Origin of the sequence: Microcoleus sp. w1-18aA5 (assembly GCF_036701705.1) — a bacterium.
GTDB lineage: Bacteria > Cyanobacteriota > Cyanobacteriia > Cyanobacteriales > Microcoleaceae > Microcoleus.
This window is the reverse complement of record NZ_JAUPTE010000065.1, coordinates 1-14,623: the sequence shown is the minus strand read 5'-3', so window position 1 is coordinate 14,623 and position 14,623 is coordinate 1. Positions and strand designations below refer to the sequence as shown.

Sequence of the window (14,623 nt, the reverse complement as noted above, 5' to 3'; positions counted from 1 at the left end):
ATCTCCCAACAAGACAAACCATTGACCACGGCCAACTGACAACGGCCAACTGACAACTGACAATTGACTATCCCAGCGCTTGAATTGGCCCAGTAACACTGCCACTAAAAAATTGTCGGATAAGTAAATTATCTGTCGATGCAATGTCATTGACAGTTCCCTCCCACTGCACTTTGCCTCGATAGAGAAATACGATGCGATCGGCAGTGCGGCGGATGGTACTGTCTTGGTGAGTGACGATCGCATAAGTGCTGCAAACACCTTGGGCTGCCTGCAAGTCGCGGATTAAATCTTCAATTACCGTCGAAGCGATCGGATCTAAACCCGCCGTCGGTTCGTCGTACAGTAAAACCTCTGGATTATCCCTGTCATTATCAGGATTCGCCATGATAGCGCGGGCAAAACTTACCCGCTTCCTCATTCCCCCAGACAACTGCGCCGGATAGCGTTCGCCAATTCGCGGCAAACCCACCATCTCCAACTTTTCCTGTACCAATTCCCGAATGCGGCGGCGCGGGAGCTTAGAATGCTGGTAAAGTAAAAAACCGACATTCTCCTCCACCGTCAGCGAATCAAACAAAGCCGCTTGCTGAAACACCATCCCAATTCCGATCGGATCTGCCACGTCGTCCACCCATCCGACCCTGCGCTGTCCCTGAACAAAAACCTCACCGGCATCCGGGGCCAACAAACCCGCAATTATCCGCAGAATCGTAGATTTCCCCGTCCCGGAAGGGCCAATAATTGCCAGGGCTTCTCCCCGATAAATCCTCAGATCGACTCGATCGAGGATCGGGTTCTGACCGAAGGACTTACTTACCCCCTTGAGTTCGATTAGTGGCTCAGCCATAGGATGTTATCAATAAGTTGTCAGTCCTCAGTCCTCAGTCTACCTAATGACTCATGACTTATAACTAATCACTAATTACTTAAATTGACTGCCAGAATCAAAACTCTCTTGTATTGTAAATTTGTCAGCTCGAGCTGTTCCAATACCCTTAAGACTAATTAACCATGTCAATTAGTTCACTTCCTAAAGCCCTCCGCGTCTTGGCTAAAGCCAAGCAGGTTTTTGCCCAATCCAGAAATCCTTACCCCCCTTCTTTGCGGAACGGGCGAGTTCACCAGTGGTTTAAGTGGTTAGCCCCCGGACTGCTAGTGAAACGGTGGCTGCTGATTAGTGCCAGCGGCGTGGTACTTGCCACTTTGGGTTTAGCGATTTGGACTGGGATGACTCCCATTTTCTTCTTATTGCAATTATTGAGAAATTTTTTGGCGTGGATTGCGGAAGTTATTCCCAATTACGTGTCGGGCCCGATCATCATTGCTGGCGGGATTTTGTTAATTCTGTGGGGACAAACTCGCAGTTTGAACTCTATTACTCAAGTGCTGATGCCCGAAGGGAATGAGGAATTGGTCGATCGACTCCTCAACCACCGCCGCTTGCACCGCGGCCCGAAAATTGTGGCAATTGGGGGCGGTACGGGCCTTTCCAATTTGCTCAGGGGATTGAAGGATTACAGTGCTAAAATCACTGCTATTGTCACGGTGGCGGATGATGGCGGGTCTTCCGGGCGGCTGCGGCGGGAAATTGGGGTATTGCCGCCGGGAGACATTCGCAATTGTTTGGCTGCTTTGGCAGATGAGGAAAAGTTATTGACTGAGTTATTTCAATATCGTTTCCGGGCTGGTGACGGTTTGGTGGGTCACAGTTTTGGGAATTTGTTTTTGACGGCGATGAGCGATATTGCTGGAGATTTGGAACAGGCGATCGCCGCGAGTTCTAAAGTTTTAGCAGTGAGGGGAGAAGTGCTGCCGGCTACTCTGAGCGACGTTTCTTTGTGGGCAGAACTCGCTGACGGCCGCAGGATTGAGGGGGAGTCCAGCATTACAAAAGCAAACGGGCAAATCCTCAAAATAGGCTGTAATCCTGCTAATCCTCCGGCATTACCTAGGGCTGTGGAATGTCTTCGGGAAGCGGATTTTATTATTATTGGGCCGGGGAGTCTTTATACGAGTGTCATTCCGAACTTGTTGGTGCCGGAAATTGCTGATGCGATCGCCAACAGCGAAGTTCCGCGCATTTATGTGTGCAATATTATGACTCAGCCGGGGGAAACTGACGGATACAGTGTTGCAGACCACATTCGGGCGATCGACCGCGCTTGCGGCCGGCCGCTGTTCGATGCTGTAGTAGTTCAAGGCAAAGTCCCTTCTGCAAAGGCTTTGATCCGCTATTCTCAGGAGGATTCTTATCCGGTTGTGCTCGATCGAGAAGCCGTAACGCAATTGGGGCGGCGAATTGTCATCGCAAATGTGATGGATGAAGATAAAAATACGGGTTTAATTCGCCACAATTCGCAAAGGTTGGCGGGGATGTTGCTGCGTTGGTACGGCCGCGCGCAAAACATTTAAGCTGCTGACTGCTGACTGTTGACTGTTGACTGTTGACTGTGCAGACTAATGTTATTGATTATTAGCAGCCCCAAGCGAGTAACTAATGACTAATGACTAATGACTAATGACTAATTATTGAAATGAAAACTTTGCTTCCCGATTCTGAAGCTACGCGCAAGTTTGGTGTTGTGTTAGGTCGATCGCTCCCCGCCGGCACTCTAATCTTATTACAAGGAGATTTAGGTGCTGGTAAAACTACCTTGGTTCAAGGTATCGCTGAAGGTTTAGGAATCTCAGAGTCGATCGAAAGTCCTACTTTTACGCTGATTAACGAGTATTTTGAAGGGCGAGTACCGCTGTATCATCTAGATTTATATCGACTAGAACCCGAAGAAGTGGAGGCTTTGCACTTAGAAAGTTATTGGGACGGGTTAGAAATGGATTTGGGAATTGTGGCGATCGAATGGGCGGAAAGATTGCAGTACAAACCAGAAAATTATTGGCAAATTTATTTGACTTATCTAGATAACGGGCGGCAAATTGAAGTAATTGGTAATGGCGAGTTATTGGATTGGCAATGGGAAAAGTGAGAAAAGGCGATTTCATTTAGATGTTGCACCATTCTCACTCAGCCTTTTCTCAACAGGCAAGATGCCTGTTCCACAAGAAGAAAATTCACTCTTTGTGGAACAGGCATCTTGCCTGTTAAGAGAGAATGGTGTAACATCTCAGCGCGAACTTAATGCGGACGGTTGACACGAATCAATTTACCTCTCAAAGTTTCTTCACCAGCAATAGCATCATTGATGGGTGTTGCCAACCTTTCTAGATTTTTATCTGTACATACGATAATACCAGCATGATTTGGTTGTTGAGTGTGCAAGCGAATGAAATGCCGACGATTTTGCGTCATAACCGCCCGATCATTATTCACAGCAAAGGCTAATACTTCGGGGTCATCATCTCCGGCATTTCCTGCCTCTTGAATAGTCAGGGCATCGTGACCTAAATTTCGCAGCAAAGCGACAACAGGAAACGGGAACTGTTCATCTGCATAGAGACGTGCCATAAATTATACTTCCTGCATCATTGCTGCTGCTTCTTCTCCGAGTGCTGTTTCAATTTCTTCGGAGTTAGCCTCAGCATAAGTCCAGACATTTACTAAGTTTGCAGCATTCAACTGGGGATAAAATTGTAGAAGTTCAGCATCACTTGAACCTTGACGGCGCAAACTCACGAACAGCCAAACGGGAAGTCTAGTTTTGGCAATGCAAGCATCGCCGCCACACACGTCGGGAGTTTTGGTAATTCCTGGCCAGCTATTGTTTAAACTTTGGGTTAAAAGCCGGATGGCTTCAGCTTTCTCACTCGGAGTTAAGGCCAGGAGTTGTGTTTCTAGTTCTTGGAGAAGCATGGGTAAAATCGCCTTTCCGATGCAGGAATACCCAATTATAACACTTGAGTTAAAGTCATGCTTACTCAGCGTCAAATGTCAAGGCTTCTCCCCTCACATTTGTATCCAATTTACCATTCTCAAAAACTATTTTTCCTCCAACAACAGTCACAACTGGCCATCCAGTCAAACTCCAACCTTCAAAGGAACTCCAGCCGCACTTACTCGCCATCTCTGCGCCGACCACCGGGCGGTAGTTCTCCAAATCAACTAAGACTAAATCTGCATCAAAACCCGGAGCAATCGCCCCTTTGTTCGGAATCTTATAAGCCTTAGCAACTGCCGCAGACATCCAATTAGCAACTTGCGCCACTGTACATCTTCCCTCTACTGCTTGCGTCAGCATCAAAGGCAAAGAAGTTTCGACTCCGGGCATTCCCGACGGCGTATTTGGATATTCTTGAGCTTTTTCTGCTAATGTATGCGGTGCGTGGTCGGTGGCGATAAAATCAATTACCCCGTCGAGTAAAGCTTGCCAAAGTATTTCGTTATCGCGGGGTTCGCGCAAAGGCGGATTCATCTGAGCTAAACTGCCAATTGTTTGATAGGCGCTGGTATTTAACAACAAATGCTGTGGCGTAACTTCTGCTGTCACCCAAGTCGGTTTTTCCTGGCGTAACAACTCAGCTTCATCCCCCGTGGAAAGGTGCAGAATGTGCAGACGCCGCTGATATTTGTTAGAAAGTTTTAATGCTAGCTGAGTTGCTAATAAAGCTGCTTGATTGTCTTGAATTTGGGAGTGAATCGCGACATCGGAAATTCCGGCAAATTCCTGACGCCTCTGGTTGATTCTAGCTTGGTCTTCTGCGTGCACGGCAATTAGTCGATCGCCCTTGGCAAAAATCTGCTCTAAAGTTGCTTCTCCATCGACCAACAACTGACCGTGCATCGAACCCATAAACACCTTAATTCCCGGCGTCGGATTCGCATTCAACAAATCCGGCAAATTCTCCGGCGTTGCACCAATAAAAAAGCCGTAATTCACCAAACACTTCTCGGCAGCGCGAGTTAGTTTATCATCTAAGGCAGCTTGGGTTGTGGTCAGAGGTCGCGTATTCGGCATTTCCAGAAACGATGTCACGCCGCCTTTAGCGCAAGCACAGCTAGCCGTAAACAAGTCTTCCTTGTGTTCTAAACCCGGTTCCCGGAAGTGTACCTGGGGATCAATTACTCCGGGTAACAGAGTTAAGCCTTTCGCATCTATTTCTCGATCGCCAGATTCGACAATTTCCGCAGCAACCTTGACAATTTTGCGATCGCATATTTGTACATCTCCTACCAAAAACTCACCATTGGGCAAAAGAATGCGAGCGCGACGGATTAACAAACTTGATTGGGTAGTCATAAGATATCCTTAATTCAGTAAACAGCGTGCTAGCATGGAAGCATTATTAAGTTTATAATTCGTATCCAGCTCAGTCACTACAATACCCTATGACTCGTCTAGACAAGTCAGCCGACGAAAAACCTCCGCAAGACACCGAAAATCCTTGGATCGAAGGAATTAAGACGATCGGCTTAGCAGCATTTTTAGCCTTTGGTATCCGCACCCTGGTTGCCGAAGCACGCTACATTCCCACCGGCTCGATGCTCCCAACCTTACAAATTAACGATCGATTAATTATAGATAAGGTAAGCTATCGATTCCAAGAGCCCCAGCGAGGAGATATTATCGTATTTATGCCTCCTGACCCGGCTAGTTTGTGCACGGGACAGCCGCCACCGATCAAAGATGCCTATATCAAGCGAGTGATCGGACTGCCGGGGGACAGTGTGGAAGTCAAAGAGGGAAAAGTTTTTATTAACAAGCAGCCGCTACAGGAAAAATATATTGAAGAAATTCCGCAGTATCCCTACGGGCCTGTAGTTGTAGCTCCAAATTCTTACTTGGTGCTCGGCGACAACCGCAACGCAAGCTGTGACAGTCATTATTGGGGCTTTGTACCCAAGCAAAATATCATCGGTAGGGCAATTGTGCGTTTTTGGCCGCTCAACCGCACAGGCTCGATCGACCCCACGCCCCTTTATCCCGCTAAAAATTAGCTCTAACGGAAGGAAGAAGGAAGAAGCAAAAAAGCCCATTCAATAATAGCAATGATTTAGGTGATTAAGAACATCCTAATCGTCTTATCGTTTGCTATACAAAACGCTAAGGATATTAGATCCCCGACTTCTTTAAGAAGCCGGGGATCTAAGCTGACTGGCTGGATCAATTCTAAAATCTAAAATCTAAAATTTAAAATCACCTGGCGTTTCGCGATCGAGAACTTTCACAACTTTGTTATACATCTCCTCAGCTTGTTGCGGCGAATTGCCGATACTCGTCACTCCCAATTTGCCAAACTCCGACAAACAACCCATTAAATGAAACACACTGCCCGTCTCTGTACCGCTGTCAAAGTGCAGTTGATTGTCAGCAATAATATCCATCAAATCGTTCGGTAATAATCCCCGATAGCGCTCTTTTTTCAAATTGTCCGAAGCGACATAATATTTCGGACGGCCCTGCTGGCTGTAAAATAATCCGGTAGTACGCTCGTAACGACCGTTTGTTAACAGCTTCAAAGCCATAAACGGATGAGTTGTACCTCCTTTACGTAAGTTAATTTCTATTGCTTGAATATCCCATTTTCCGTCGGATTGCTTTACAGCGAGAAAATCTACTCCAAATCTTTCTAAAGCGCCTTTTTTAGCTAAGTTTTGCCCGACTTTCCATCCCAATTCTTGCAACGCCAGCCGATAAGATTCGTCCGCCGGAAATCGGCAACCCAAGAAAATTTGGCCGTCAGGGCCTCCTAAAATCTGGTCGTGAGTGGAGAGAATTTCTACTTCGCCGCTGGGAATAATTCTGCCTTGAACGCTGGGGGAGAACTTTTCTTCTCCTTCGATAAATGCTTCGGCAATTGCCCCTAATTCGGGAATGCGACTGCTAAAATTGTCCCAGGTTTCGCCTTTGGATTGAAAGCGTAAATTATGGAAGTGATCGCCAATTGCCTTTGCTCTTTCTGTATGTGCTTTACCTGCCAGGGACTTCAGGTCTAAAATTGCATTCCCTTCACCCGAAAAACCTTCATTTAACTTAATTACGATCCGCTGCAAATGTGGCTGCCGTTCCCACAACCCTGCGGCAGCTTCTGCTAAATCTTCCGCATTCCAAACCAACTCGGAACCGTCAGGATAAGGCACGCCACATTCTTGGAAAATTTGCCTGCTACCGCTTTTTGTTCCCCAGTATAACAGATCGGGATCGCTGGCCCACAAAGGAATCCCCAATTGAACAGATAACTCGCGTTCTAAGGGCGTCGAGTTATAACAAACCATATAAGATTTTTTCGGCCGTACTGCTTGACGAATGCGCTCCATCAAGCGGGGGCGCTCTAAAATTTTCTGGGTGAGGGATTTGGCAGAAGCATCGTAAGCACTGAACAGCAAAAGCCGATCGCGCGCGTGAGAAAACGGAATTCCCGGCAGCAATTGCAGGTAATAATCCACAATCATCGGGTGCAAGGGTTCCGAGGTAATGTAAATTAAGCGCGTGTGGGGATTTCGCAGGCGAATCAATGAAAATAAATGTCGCTCTTCGTAGTGGTAAGCACCCTCAATTTTCCGCATTTCTTGCTGATCTAAGCTGACAGAAGGAATGATAATAATGTCACAATCTCCGCTGTCGAATTCTTCTATCGCTCGCCAACGCTCGCGTAATTCTGTCTGAAGATTGCGAAACTTCTGCGCGGATTCGGAAGATGAATTATTTAACTCTTGCATTGCTTTTTATCCTAAGTATTCAAATAATTATTGCTGATCGTGTCGGGTGTGTCAGCCCCAATATTTGAGACAAGTCACACACTTTTTTGTCTAACGCACCTTACCGGGAGAATTGACAAAAATGCCAAAATAGTGATTTAAGGTGCGTTAGTCGAAATATTTGAGGCCACTCAAACAGTTTTTTCTGCCCACGCCCAAAAACCGATACCGTGCCACGTAATCCTATCGTGAATATCCAAAAATTTTAGACCAAAGTTTAATCTCCCAGATTCATTTGTGGAATAAATCTAAAATCTAAAATCTAAAATCCACTGACGCACCCTAGTGGGGACGATCGTCTATTTCTCTCAATCTGCTCTAAGAAGCTCGCCTCGCTCGAAAAAGTCTGGCATACTGCAATATTGGCTCTAAGCGGCGTTGATTTTGCTTGAGAGCCGATCGCAATTTTTCCGAGGGGCGGAACACCAGCGGAGCCGAATATTTGTTCAGCATCTCGATTTCTGGCGACTGGCTCATCAGCATCAGCCGCACGTCTTTGTCGAGCAAATAACTCAGAGATAGCAAATCTCCCATGTTCGTAAAATCGTTGCCGCGATCGCTAATTACAATTGTATCTTTAATCGATCGGTTAGCTATCGCCTCTTTGTTAATAATTTTCGCAACTTCAGCATTCAAATAGCTCAAGTCTTTGCTCCACCAAGTATCAGAAAAAGCGCTGACAGTACAGGATGCTATACTTGCTGTAAAAACCAGGGCTAAAATGACTTGCCAAAACCGCTGCTGAGTTTTCACGTTACTGGCGAGCAAGTAAGCAACTGCTAGCTGCACTCCCGGAAAGCACGAAATCAGATAACGGCTGACTGCCGAACGTTTGCCACCTAGGATGAGATCCGGTAAAGCCAGGAGCAAAAAAGGTACAAAAATTGATGTTACAATAAACAGCCAAGTTGAACTGCTAGTGCGGCGGCAGATTGTGTAAAGGGCTGCCGCAAATAACAGCAAAAATGGCAATCTCAGCAGATAAGTCCAAATATTATCAAACCCGAAGTCGAAGTCAAAAAATAAAGCTGTAAAGCTGAGTGTCCACAATTTGACAAGATACAGCCAACCCGGAGATACTCGCGTCCAATCTGTCGTAGCTGATGCTCGTCCCAGGTTGGTCGCCAGCACGTAAATCCAGGGGATATACAATATTAAAGCTGCTGTTACTGCTAAGAAAAATTGAGAATTAGTGACGTGACCGGGCAATTTTGTTTTTTTGACAAACAACCAGTAAGAAATTATAAAAACTCCGTGTCCAATGAGTGTTAAACTGAAGAAAGGGTGAGTGTAGAAACCAAGGGCGATCGCCAACGAGTAAAATACCCAATTTTGCCAATCCCGCAACCGCACTGCTCTCAGCAGCAGCCAACTGCTCCCAATAACTGTGGCTGTCAGCAAACTGTACTGCCTTGCGGTCTGAGCAAACAAGATGTCAAAGGGAGATAAAGCCAAAAGTGCTGTTGCTAATAACGCAGCCAAATTCGAGGCGAAAAGTTCCTGAGCTAAAGCGTACATCAAAGGCAGCGACAGCAAACTCAATAGTGCTGGCAAACTGCGAGATGCTGTTAGAGAACTGCCAAACTGCTGCATCCACCAACGAGCCATGAGAAAGTATAAAGGCGGATGCTGCGGGTCTTCTAGTGCTAAAGAACGAATTGTGTCTGCTTCTGTACTTCCGGGTTTAATCCGCTGATATTTTTGCAATTCTGGTGCGGGAAAAATCCGGTTTTGGAATAGTTCGTCGTCAATTTCTTGGCGGGTGAAACCAGCGGCGCGGATTGATGTGTAAACTTCGTCGTGCCAGTACAGTTTGCGATCGATCTCAAAAAACCGAAATCCGATACCTAATAAAATGCCGATCGCCAATAAGTTAATCAACCAGCGGGAATTTTTGGTATTTACAGATGTGTCTTGATGTGTTGTAGATCCCATGCTTGTCCTAATTGTGGCGATTCCCTCCGGGATAGCTACGCTTCACGGAATTTGGAACTGTAGATCATCTTAAACCTCACTCAAGGGGCGATCGATCGATACCCACTATAGCGGTTCTCAAGCGTAGTGAGGTATGCCCCATGCCCCATGCCCCATGCCCCATGCCTTATAGATCAGAGCCTTGTGAAAGCTGGCGAGTGGCCGAGGCCTCCCCAACATCAAGAATCTTCAACCAAATGCTCCCAGAACCTCCAGACCCCAAAAATAACTGCTAACATACGTGTTGTACAGTTAATCAACAAGCTCCGCAAGGGGTCTACCCGCGTACCGCAAATGGCAAAAAAAGAAGCGTCTATAAAAACTTCCACTGAAAACTCAGAAAAGCAAAAAGCTCTAACTTCCGTACTCTCCCAAATCGAGCGCAGCTTTGGCAAAGGGGCGATCGTCAGATTGGGAGACTCCACTCGCATGAGGGTAGAAACCATTCCCACCGGAGCCCTGACACTAGACATTGCTTTGGGCGGCGGTTTGCCAAAAGGTCGAGTTATTGAAATTTACGGCCCGGAAAGTTCCGGTAAAACCACTCTAGCTCTCCACGCGATCGCCGAAGTCCAAAAATCCGGCGGTATCGCAGCCTTCGTCGATGCCGAACACGCCCTCGATCCAACCTACGCCTCAGCTTTAGGCGTCGATATTGAAAATCTCTTAGTTTCCCAGCCGGATACCGGCGAAATGGCCCTAGAAATAGTCGATCAACTCGTCCGTTCCGTCGCCGTCGATATCGTAGTAATTGACTCCGTAGCCGCCCTCGTCCCCCGCGCCGAAATCGAAGGCGACATGGGCGACTCCCACATGGGTTTGCAAGCGCGCTTGATGAGTCAAGCTTTGCGGAAAATCACCGGCAATATCGGCAAATCCGGCTGTACCGTCATCTTCCTCAACCAATTGCGGCAGAAAATCGGCATAACTTACGGCAACCCGGAAACCACAACCGGCGGTAACGCACTCAAATTCTACGCCAGCGTGCGGCTCGACATTCGCCGCATTCAAAGCTTGAAAAAAGGTACCGAAGAATACGGCAACCGCACGAAAGTTAAAGTTGCTAAAAATAAAGTTGCTCCACCTTTCCGCATTGCCGAATTTGACATTGTATTTGGCAAAGGCATTTCTACTTTAGGCTGTCTGACTGACTTGGCAGACGAAATGGGAGTAATTCTGAAAAAAGGTTCTTGGTATAGCTACAACGGAGAGAACATAGCTCAAGGACGAGACAAAGTGATCCAGCACATGGAGAAAAACATCGATTTCAAAAATGAAATTGAGGAGCTAGTTAAAAAGAAACTTGAGACTGGTGCTGTGGTTTCTGCTAATTCTGTCGCTCCTGTTGAGGTAGATGAGGTAGATGAGGTAGATGATGTAGATGATGTAGATGATGTAGATGATGTAGATGGTTTGGACGAAGAAATCTAAGTTTTTTAGTCCTCAATTATTACTCGTTTACTGGTTGTTTACTGATTGTTTACTCGTTACCAGGCTGGAGCGAAAGTAACACTCAACAGCTACCTAGAGCCTCGAATTTAATTTTCGCTCGCGAGGCTCTTCCTCTAGGTATCCGTTCCCAGGCTCCAGCCATAGAACCAGTAAATTGACCGGACATGATATGAGATCAGGATTGCCGAATATATTGCGGATTGCTATACTTGTACAGTAAGTAGTACAAGTGTCAAGTACATGAATATTGTTTCTTTTAGCGAAGCGAGAAATAACCTCAAGGCTGTTTTAGACAGAGTAGTGGAAGATACGGACTATACCATCATCACTAGACGGGATGCGGAGGATGCGGTGGTGATGTCGCTAGAGTTCTTTAATAGTTTGCTGGAAACAGTTCATTTACTCAAATCTCCCGCCAATGCTGCCCATTTGGAGCGTTCTATTGCTCAGTTTAAGCAGGGGAAAGTGGTAGAGCGAAATTTGTTGGATGACTAGAAAGTTAGCATGGACGGATGAGGCTTGGGGCGATCATTTATATTGGCAAGGGCAAGATAAGAAAACCTTAAAACGAATTAACAAGCTAATTGAGGCAACAATCCGATTGCCGTTTGAGGGGATCGGAAAGCCCGAACCACTGAGGGAGGATCTGGCTGGTTTTTGGTCGCGGCGAATTGATGATACGAATCGATTAGTTTATGCTGTGGATGACGAGTATCTAACGATTATCTCTTGTCGATACCACTATTCTGATTGACCAAGAATTTCTTAATGGTACCCGCCACGTGATTTATCAGTGGAATCAATCCAAAATATAAAATCTAAAATCCTCAAGCCCCCGCATTTATCCGTGGGGTCAATCTAAAACCTAAAATCTAAAATCTAAAATCGATTGACATCCTCCTTAACATAATTAGCTATGGTGCGGCGTTTTTGTTTAACAGGAAAGTCGGCGATTCTTTGAGCAGTTTAATTTTAATTTTATGACGATAGCGAGTTTCTATTTAACGAGCGAGCGTAACTTTTGTCACGCTATGTAACTTTTGCAGGATAAACAGGGATGAGAGGGTACTCCTGTGCATGGCAATTGTTATGCAGTGATCGATTGTTTAGTAGTGAAGCCACAAAATAACGCGGACTTTTTATTTAAATTGCATATTCGAGGCGGGCGAGACGCCCACCCCACTCATTGTTTTATTGTTTTTTGACATACAATTTAAATCCACAACAGCTTATCCCAACAGAATTGTTTTCAAAATACTCCTTCTAAACTGGATTCATGTCTTTTGGTCAGCCGCGTGGCTCTGACAGGGTAACTGGGAGCCTCTCATATTGGTAAAAATACTTCTTCTGGCTCCTTCCTTCTGCCTTCTGCCTTCTGCCTCTGGCCTCAAAACTCCAATTTTGGGCTTGGCTGCTTTCATTGAGATGCTCCCTACTTACGATTACTTATTCAGGCATAGAAACTGGCTGAATGTATTGAGTATTAGCGCGCACATAACAGCCTTGTCTTGTGAGCAACCAGGGTTGACCGTTCGCCATCGTAATAGCATTTGCTCCCCTGAGTTCAGCAGCAACTGTATCTTTATCCGCGCGGTAAACTTGTTGAATTGCTCCGTTTGCGGTCTTGCGACAGTTGAGTTGTCCATCTCGCGAGGTGACACGCCAAGCAGGCCAAGTTACAAAACCATTTGTTGGACTCGACCAAGTATTAGCATTGCTAGAAGTATAGTCGCCACTTGCATTAGGACGCGGTAAAGCTTCGACTAAATTTACTTTAAATGTCTGGCCAATAGAAGGACAATTTTCTCCTGCTTTCACCTTCCAAGTAACTTCGGCTCCCAATTGGCTGCTTCTTCCAACTTGACGCCTGACAATGGCAATATCTCCAGAACAAACAATTTTTCGGCCAGGGCCGGTCGCACTGTCTTTAAAAGTCCCATTGTAATAGTAAGAGCCTGCTGCTCCTTCGGAACGGGTAATTTGAATATTGCCCAAAAATTCCCGATTGCCTACTTTGGTCAAGTAAAAACCGCTGCGATTGTTTCCTTTTTCTGACAAGTTTAAAGTAGTTTTACCGTTAGGATTAACATAAGTGGTAGCGCTAGCAGCAGCGCACCAAATTAATGACACAACTCCTGTGGATAACAAAATGGAAAGTTTTTTCACAGCAACACCTTGTATGATATGAATCTCTACTTTATTTATAGCTGTTGGTGAAAATACTTGACCAGTCGCTCAAATGAGTGACACTCATTTGAGCGACAGCGCACTCGTCTGACCCTGCGTGCGGACTCTCCCCGGCATCAAATCTGCATAACTTCACCTTGCTTCAGCTCTCTTCCACTCTCTTCACTTGTATGCACTTGCATCACGATGCCTACAAGCTTCAACTTCTGACTCATTGCAGGTTCCAATAATTAGCAGCAGAATAAATTTATATACGTAAGTAAGGGAGTTCCAATCACCGCTAAATACTGTGGATTTTACGGGTACTCCCCGGTGGGTCAAGTTGCGATTACAAACACTAGGGCGATTTTTACAGGTAGCAGATTTCCAATCTAAGAATGCTTGTAAAGAAATGTAAAAGCTCCTGATCGCCGATTGGTTTGACAGAAAGTACGATTTTTAAGCGGAGTCGGTAAAAAAAGTAGTCTGGATTCAGCGCAAAAATGAACTTGACCAACACAAATTAATTTGCTCGAAACTTAAATCCTTGTTGAATGGATAATAAATCATGGCTGACGGTCAATTAGGAGTTATATTAAAGATGGCTCAAACAATTAATCCTCAAATTGAGAGCGATCGACACTTTGAAATAGACTTGGCAAAATTGCGCCAACTGCCAGCAGGAACATTAGGGTGCGAAGTGGCGCGATTTCTAGACGAACAAGGCTTTGAGCCGATCGCATCGGGAGACTGGCTTCAGCGAAACCACGACGTTTAACGGGTTCTGACTGGTCTTTCAGCTTCAACAGAAGATGAATTTATACTTCAAGCGTTTACTCGTGATCAAGTATTTCTTCCTTCTTGTGCGATTTTAGTGTTAGTTGGACTGATCAGCGGAAAATGCGCGATCGGGCAAATTATCAAAGGCTTAAAACACGGAAAATTAGCCACTCGGTTAATTAATTGGGACGTTGCATCTGATTGGGAAACTCCTTTATATGAAGTTCGAGAAAAACTCGGAATTCTACCCTTAATTGATTAGATTTTCACTCATTACCTCATTACAAAAGTATGCAAAGCACAAGTTACAAACCGGAAATTAGCCTGAGTCCGCGGGAAAGAGCGATCGCGCAATTAGTAGCCCAAGGCCTGCCCAACAAATGTATTGCCAAAAATTTAAATATCAGTCACTGGACGGTTGCTACTTACGTGAGGAGGATTTTTATCAAACTCGGTGTTTGTTCCAGAACTGCGATGATTGCACTGCTGATCCAAGAAAATTTGCTCTGGGACTAATAAATAAGGAATGAGAATTAAATAACTTCCACTCTTGAAAGTGGGATGGGCGTCCCGCCCGTCCAAAAAGGACGGGCGGGA

General features: G+C 45.7%; 16 protein-coding genes. 9 read left to right on the top strand and 7 right to left on the bottom strand.

Going from position 1 to position 14,623, the window contains the following annotated elements; all coding sequences use genetic code 11:
- Positions 1–67 precede the first annotated feature (67 nt).
- The gene (locus Q5691_RS20690) at positions 68–850 is read right to left on the bottom strand and encodes an ATP-binding cassette domain-containing protein (protein WP_333215804.1); all 783 of its coding nucleotides are present in this window, start codon (positions 848–850) and stop codon (positions 68–70) included.
- 164 nt (positions 851–1,014) lie between these two features.
- Between Q5691_RS20690 and Q5691_RS20685 the strand changes: the two genes are divergently transcribed.
- Both Q5691_RS20685 and tsaE read left to right on the top strand, forming a co-directional pair.
- Positions 1,015–2,415, top strand: coding sequence for a gluconeogenesis factor YvcK family protein (locus Q5691_RS20685; RefSeq protein ID WP_333215805.1), 1,401 nt, complete (start codon positions 1,015–1,017; stop codon positions 2,413–2,415).
- A gap of 122 nt (positions 2,416–2,537) precedes the next feature.
- Positions 2,538–2,987 carry a tRNA (adenosine(37)-N6)-threonylcarbamoyltransferase complex ATPase subunit type 1 TsaE gene (gene tsaE, locus Q5691_RS20680; protein WP_333215807.1) on the top strand — a complete coding sequence of 150 codons (450 nt, stop codon included), beginning with the start codon at positions 2,538–2,540 and terminating at the stop codon, positions 2,985–2,987.
- Positions 2,988–3,136: 149 nt separating this feature from the next.
- Here the strand turns inward: tsaE and Q5691_RS20675 are convergent, their stop codons facing one another.
- The 3 genes from Q5691_RS20675 to Q5691_RS20665 form a co-directional block, all read right to left on the bottom strand.
- Positions 3,137–3,466 (bottom strand): DUF5615 family PIN-like protein, encoded by a 330-nt coding sequence (locus Q5691_RS20675; RefSeq protein ID WP_333346702.1) that lies wholly within the window; start codon positions 3,464–3,466, stop codon positions 3,137–3,139.
- 3 nt (positions 3,467–3,469) lie between these two features.
- Positions 3,470–3,811 carry a DUF433 domain-containing protein gene (locus Q5691_RS20670; protein ID WP_333346699.1) on the bottom strand — a complete coding sequence of 114 codons (342 nt, stop codon included), beginning with the start codon at positions 3,809–3,811 and terminating at the stop codon, positions 3,470–3,472.
- Positions 3,812–3,872: 61 nt separating this feature from the next.
- Complete coding sequence (locus tag Q5691_RS20665) at positions 3,873–5,195, bottom strand: dihydroorotase (protein WP_333346696.1); 1,323 nt, start codon at positions 5,193–5,195, stop codon at positions 3,873–3,875.
- A gap of 89 nt (positions 5,196–5,284) precedes the next feature.
- Here Q5691_RS20665 and lepB point away from each other — a divergent pair, with 89 nt between their 5' ends.
- Positions 5,285–5,893: a signal peptidase I gene (lepB, locus tag Q5691_RS20660; protein ID WP_333063294.1), complete on the top strand. Its 609-nt coding sequence runs from the start codon at positions 5,285–5,287 to the stop codon at positions 5,891–5,893.
- A 186-nt stretch (positions 5,894–6,079) separates the two neighbouring features.
- On the opposite strand, the gene Q5691_RS20655 is transcribed toward lepB, so the two are convergent.
- Positions 6,080–7,615, bottom strand: coding sequence for a peptide ligase PGM1-related protein (locus Q5691_RS20655; protein ID WP_333346693.1), 1,536 nt, complete (start codon positions 7,613–7,615; stop codon positions 6,080–6,082).
- A gap of 357 nt (positions 7,616–7,972) precedes the next feature.
- Positions 7,973–9,589, bottom strand: coding sequence for a glycosyltransferase family 39 protein (locus tag Q5691_RS20650; RefSeq protein WP_333346691.1), 1,617 nt, complete (start codon positions 9,587–9,589; stop codon positions 7,973–7,975).
- Positions 9,590–9,922: 333 nt separating this feature from the next.
- Between Q5691_RS20650 and recA the strand changes: the two genes are divergently transcribed.
- The 3 genes from recA (at position 9,923) to Q5691_RS20635 (ending at position 11,834) form a co-directional block, all read left to right on the top strand.
- The gene (gene recA / locus Q5691_RS20645; RefSeq protein WP_333215819.1) at positions 9,923–11,059 is read left to right on the top strand and encodes a recombinase RecA; all 1,137 of its coding nucleotides are present in this window, start codon (positions 9,923–9,925) and stop codon (positions 11,057–11,059) included.
- A gap of 261 nt (positions 11,060–11,320) precedes the next feature.
- Positions 11,321–11,575 carry a type II toxin-antitoxin system Phd/YefM family antitoxin gene (locus Q5691_RS20640; RefSeq protein ID WP_242720579.1) on the top strand — a complete coding sequence of 85 codons (255 nt, stop codon included), beginning with the start codon at positions 11,321–11,323 and terminating at the stop codon, positions 11,573–11,575.
- Positions 11,568–11,834, top strand: coding sequence for a Txe/YoeB family addiction module toxin (locus tag Q5691_RS20635; protein WP_333215822.1), 267 nt, complete (start codon positions 11,568–11,570; stop codon positions 11,832–11,834). Before Q5691_RS20640 ends, Q5691_RS20635 begins: the two co-directional genes overlap by 8 nt.
- Positions 11,835–12,526: 692 nt before the next feature.
- On the opposite strand, the gene Q5691_RS20630 is transcribed toward Q5691_RS20635, so the two are convergent.
- Entirely contained in the window at positions 12,527–13,246 is a 720-nt protein-coding gene (locus Q5691_RS20630) for a hypothetical protein (protein WP_333215826.1), read from the bottom strand.
- 568 nt (positions 13,247–13,814) lie between these two features.
- Between Q5691_RS20630 and Q5691_RS20625 the strand changes: the two genes are divergently transcribed.
- The 3 genes from Q5691_RS20625 to Q5691_RS20615 all read left to right on the top strand — a co-directional run bounded on the left by Q5691_RS20625 (position 13,815) and on the right by Q5691_RS20615 (position 14,542).
- On the top strand, positions 13,815–14,024 hold the full coding sequence (locus Q5691_RS20625) for a hypothetical protein (RefSeq protein WP_333215828.1): 210 nt from the start codon (positions 13,815–13,817) through the stop codon (positions 14,022–14,024).
- Positions 14,025–14,120: 96 nt separating this feature from the next.
- The gene (locus tag Q5691_RS20620) at positions 14,121–14,288 is read left to right on the top strand and encodes a hypothetical protein (RefSeq protein ID WP_333215830.1); all 168 of its coding nucleotides are present in this window, start codon (positions 14,121–14,123) and stop codon (positions 14,286–14,288) included.
- 29 nt (positions 14,289–14,317) lie between these two features.
- On the top strand, positions 14,318–14,542 hold the full coding sequence (locus Q5691_RS20615) for a response regulator transcription factor (RefSeq protein WP_083888111.1): 225 nt from the start codon (positions 14,318–14,320) through the stop codon (positions 14,540–14,542).
- Positions 14,543–14,623 lie beyond the last annotated feature (81 nt).

Excerpts from the sequence above, each read along its gene's own strand:
- Q5691_RS20690 (WP_333215804.1), bottom strand. The coding sequence starts at position 850 with ATGGCTGAGCCACTAATCGAACTCAAGGGGGTAAGTAAGTCCTTCGGT.
- Q5691_RS20685 (WP_333215805.1), top strand. The coding sequence starts at position 1,015 with ATGTCAATTAGTTCACTTCCTAAAGCCCTCCGCGTCTTGGCTAAAGCC.
- tsaE (WP_333215807.1), top strand. The coding sequence starts at position 2,538 with ATGAAAACTTTGCTTCCCGATTCTGAAGCTACGCGCAAGTTTGGTGTT.
- Q5691_RS20675 (WP_333346702.1), bottom strand. The coding sequence starts at position 3,466 with ATGGCACGTCTCTATGCAGATGAACAGTTCCCGTTTCCTGTTGTCGCT.
- Q5691_RS20670 (WP_333346699.1), bottom strand. The coding sequence starts at position 3,811 with ATGCTTCTCCAAGAACTAGAAACACAACTCCTGGCCTTAACTCCGAGT.
- Q5691_RS20665 (WP_333346696.1), bottom strand. The coding sequence starts at position 5,195 with ATGACTACCCAATCAAGTTTGTTAATCCGTCGCGCTCGCATTCTTTTG.
- lepB (WP_333063294.1), top strand. The coding sequence starts at position 5,285 with ATGACTCGTCTAGACAAGTCAGCCGACGAAAAACCTCCGCAAGACACC.
- Q5691_RS20655 (WP_333346693.1), bottom strand. The coding sequence starts at position 7,615 with ATGCAAGAGTTAAATAATTCATCTTCCGAATCCGCGCAGAAGTTTCGC.
- Q5691_RS20650 (WP_333346691.1), bottom strand. The coding sequence starts at position 9,589 with ATGGGATCTACAACACATCAAGACACATCTGTAAATACCAAAAATTCC.
- recA (WP_333215819.1), top strand. The coding sequence starts at position 9,923 with ATGGCAAAAAAAGAAGCGTCTATAAAAACTTCCACTGAAAACTCAGAA.
- Q5691_RS20640 (WP_242720579.1), top strand. The coding sequence starts at position 11,321 with ATGAATATTGTTTCTTTTAGCGAAGCGAGAAATAACCTCAAGGCTGTT.
- Q5691_RS20635 (WP_333215822.1), top strand. The coding sequence starts at position 11,568 with ATGACTAGAAAGTTAGCATGGACGGATGAGGCTTGGGGCGATCATTTA.
- Q5691_RS20625 (WP_333215828.1), top strand. The coding sequence starts at position 13,815 with ATGGCTGACGGTCAATTAGGAGTTATATTAAAGATGGCTCAAACAATT.
- Q5691_RS20615 (WP_083888111.1), top strand. The coding sequence starts at position 14,318 with ATGCAAAGCACAAGTTACAAACCGGAAATTAGCCTGAGTCCGCGGGAA.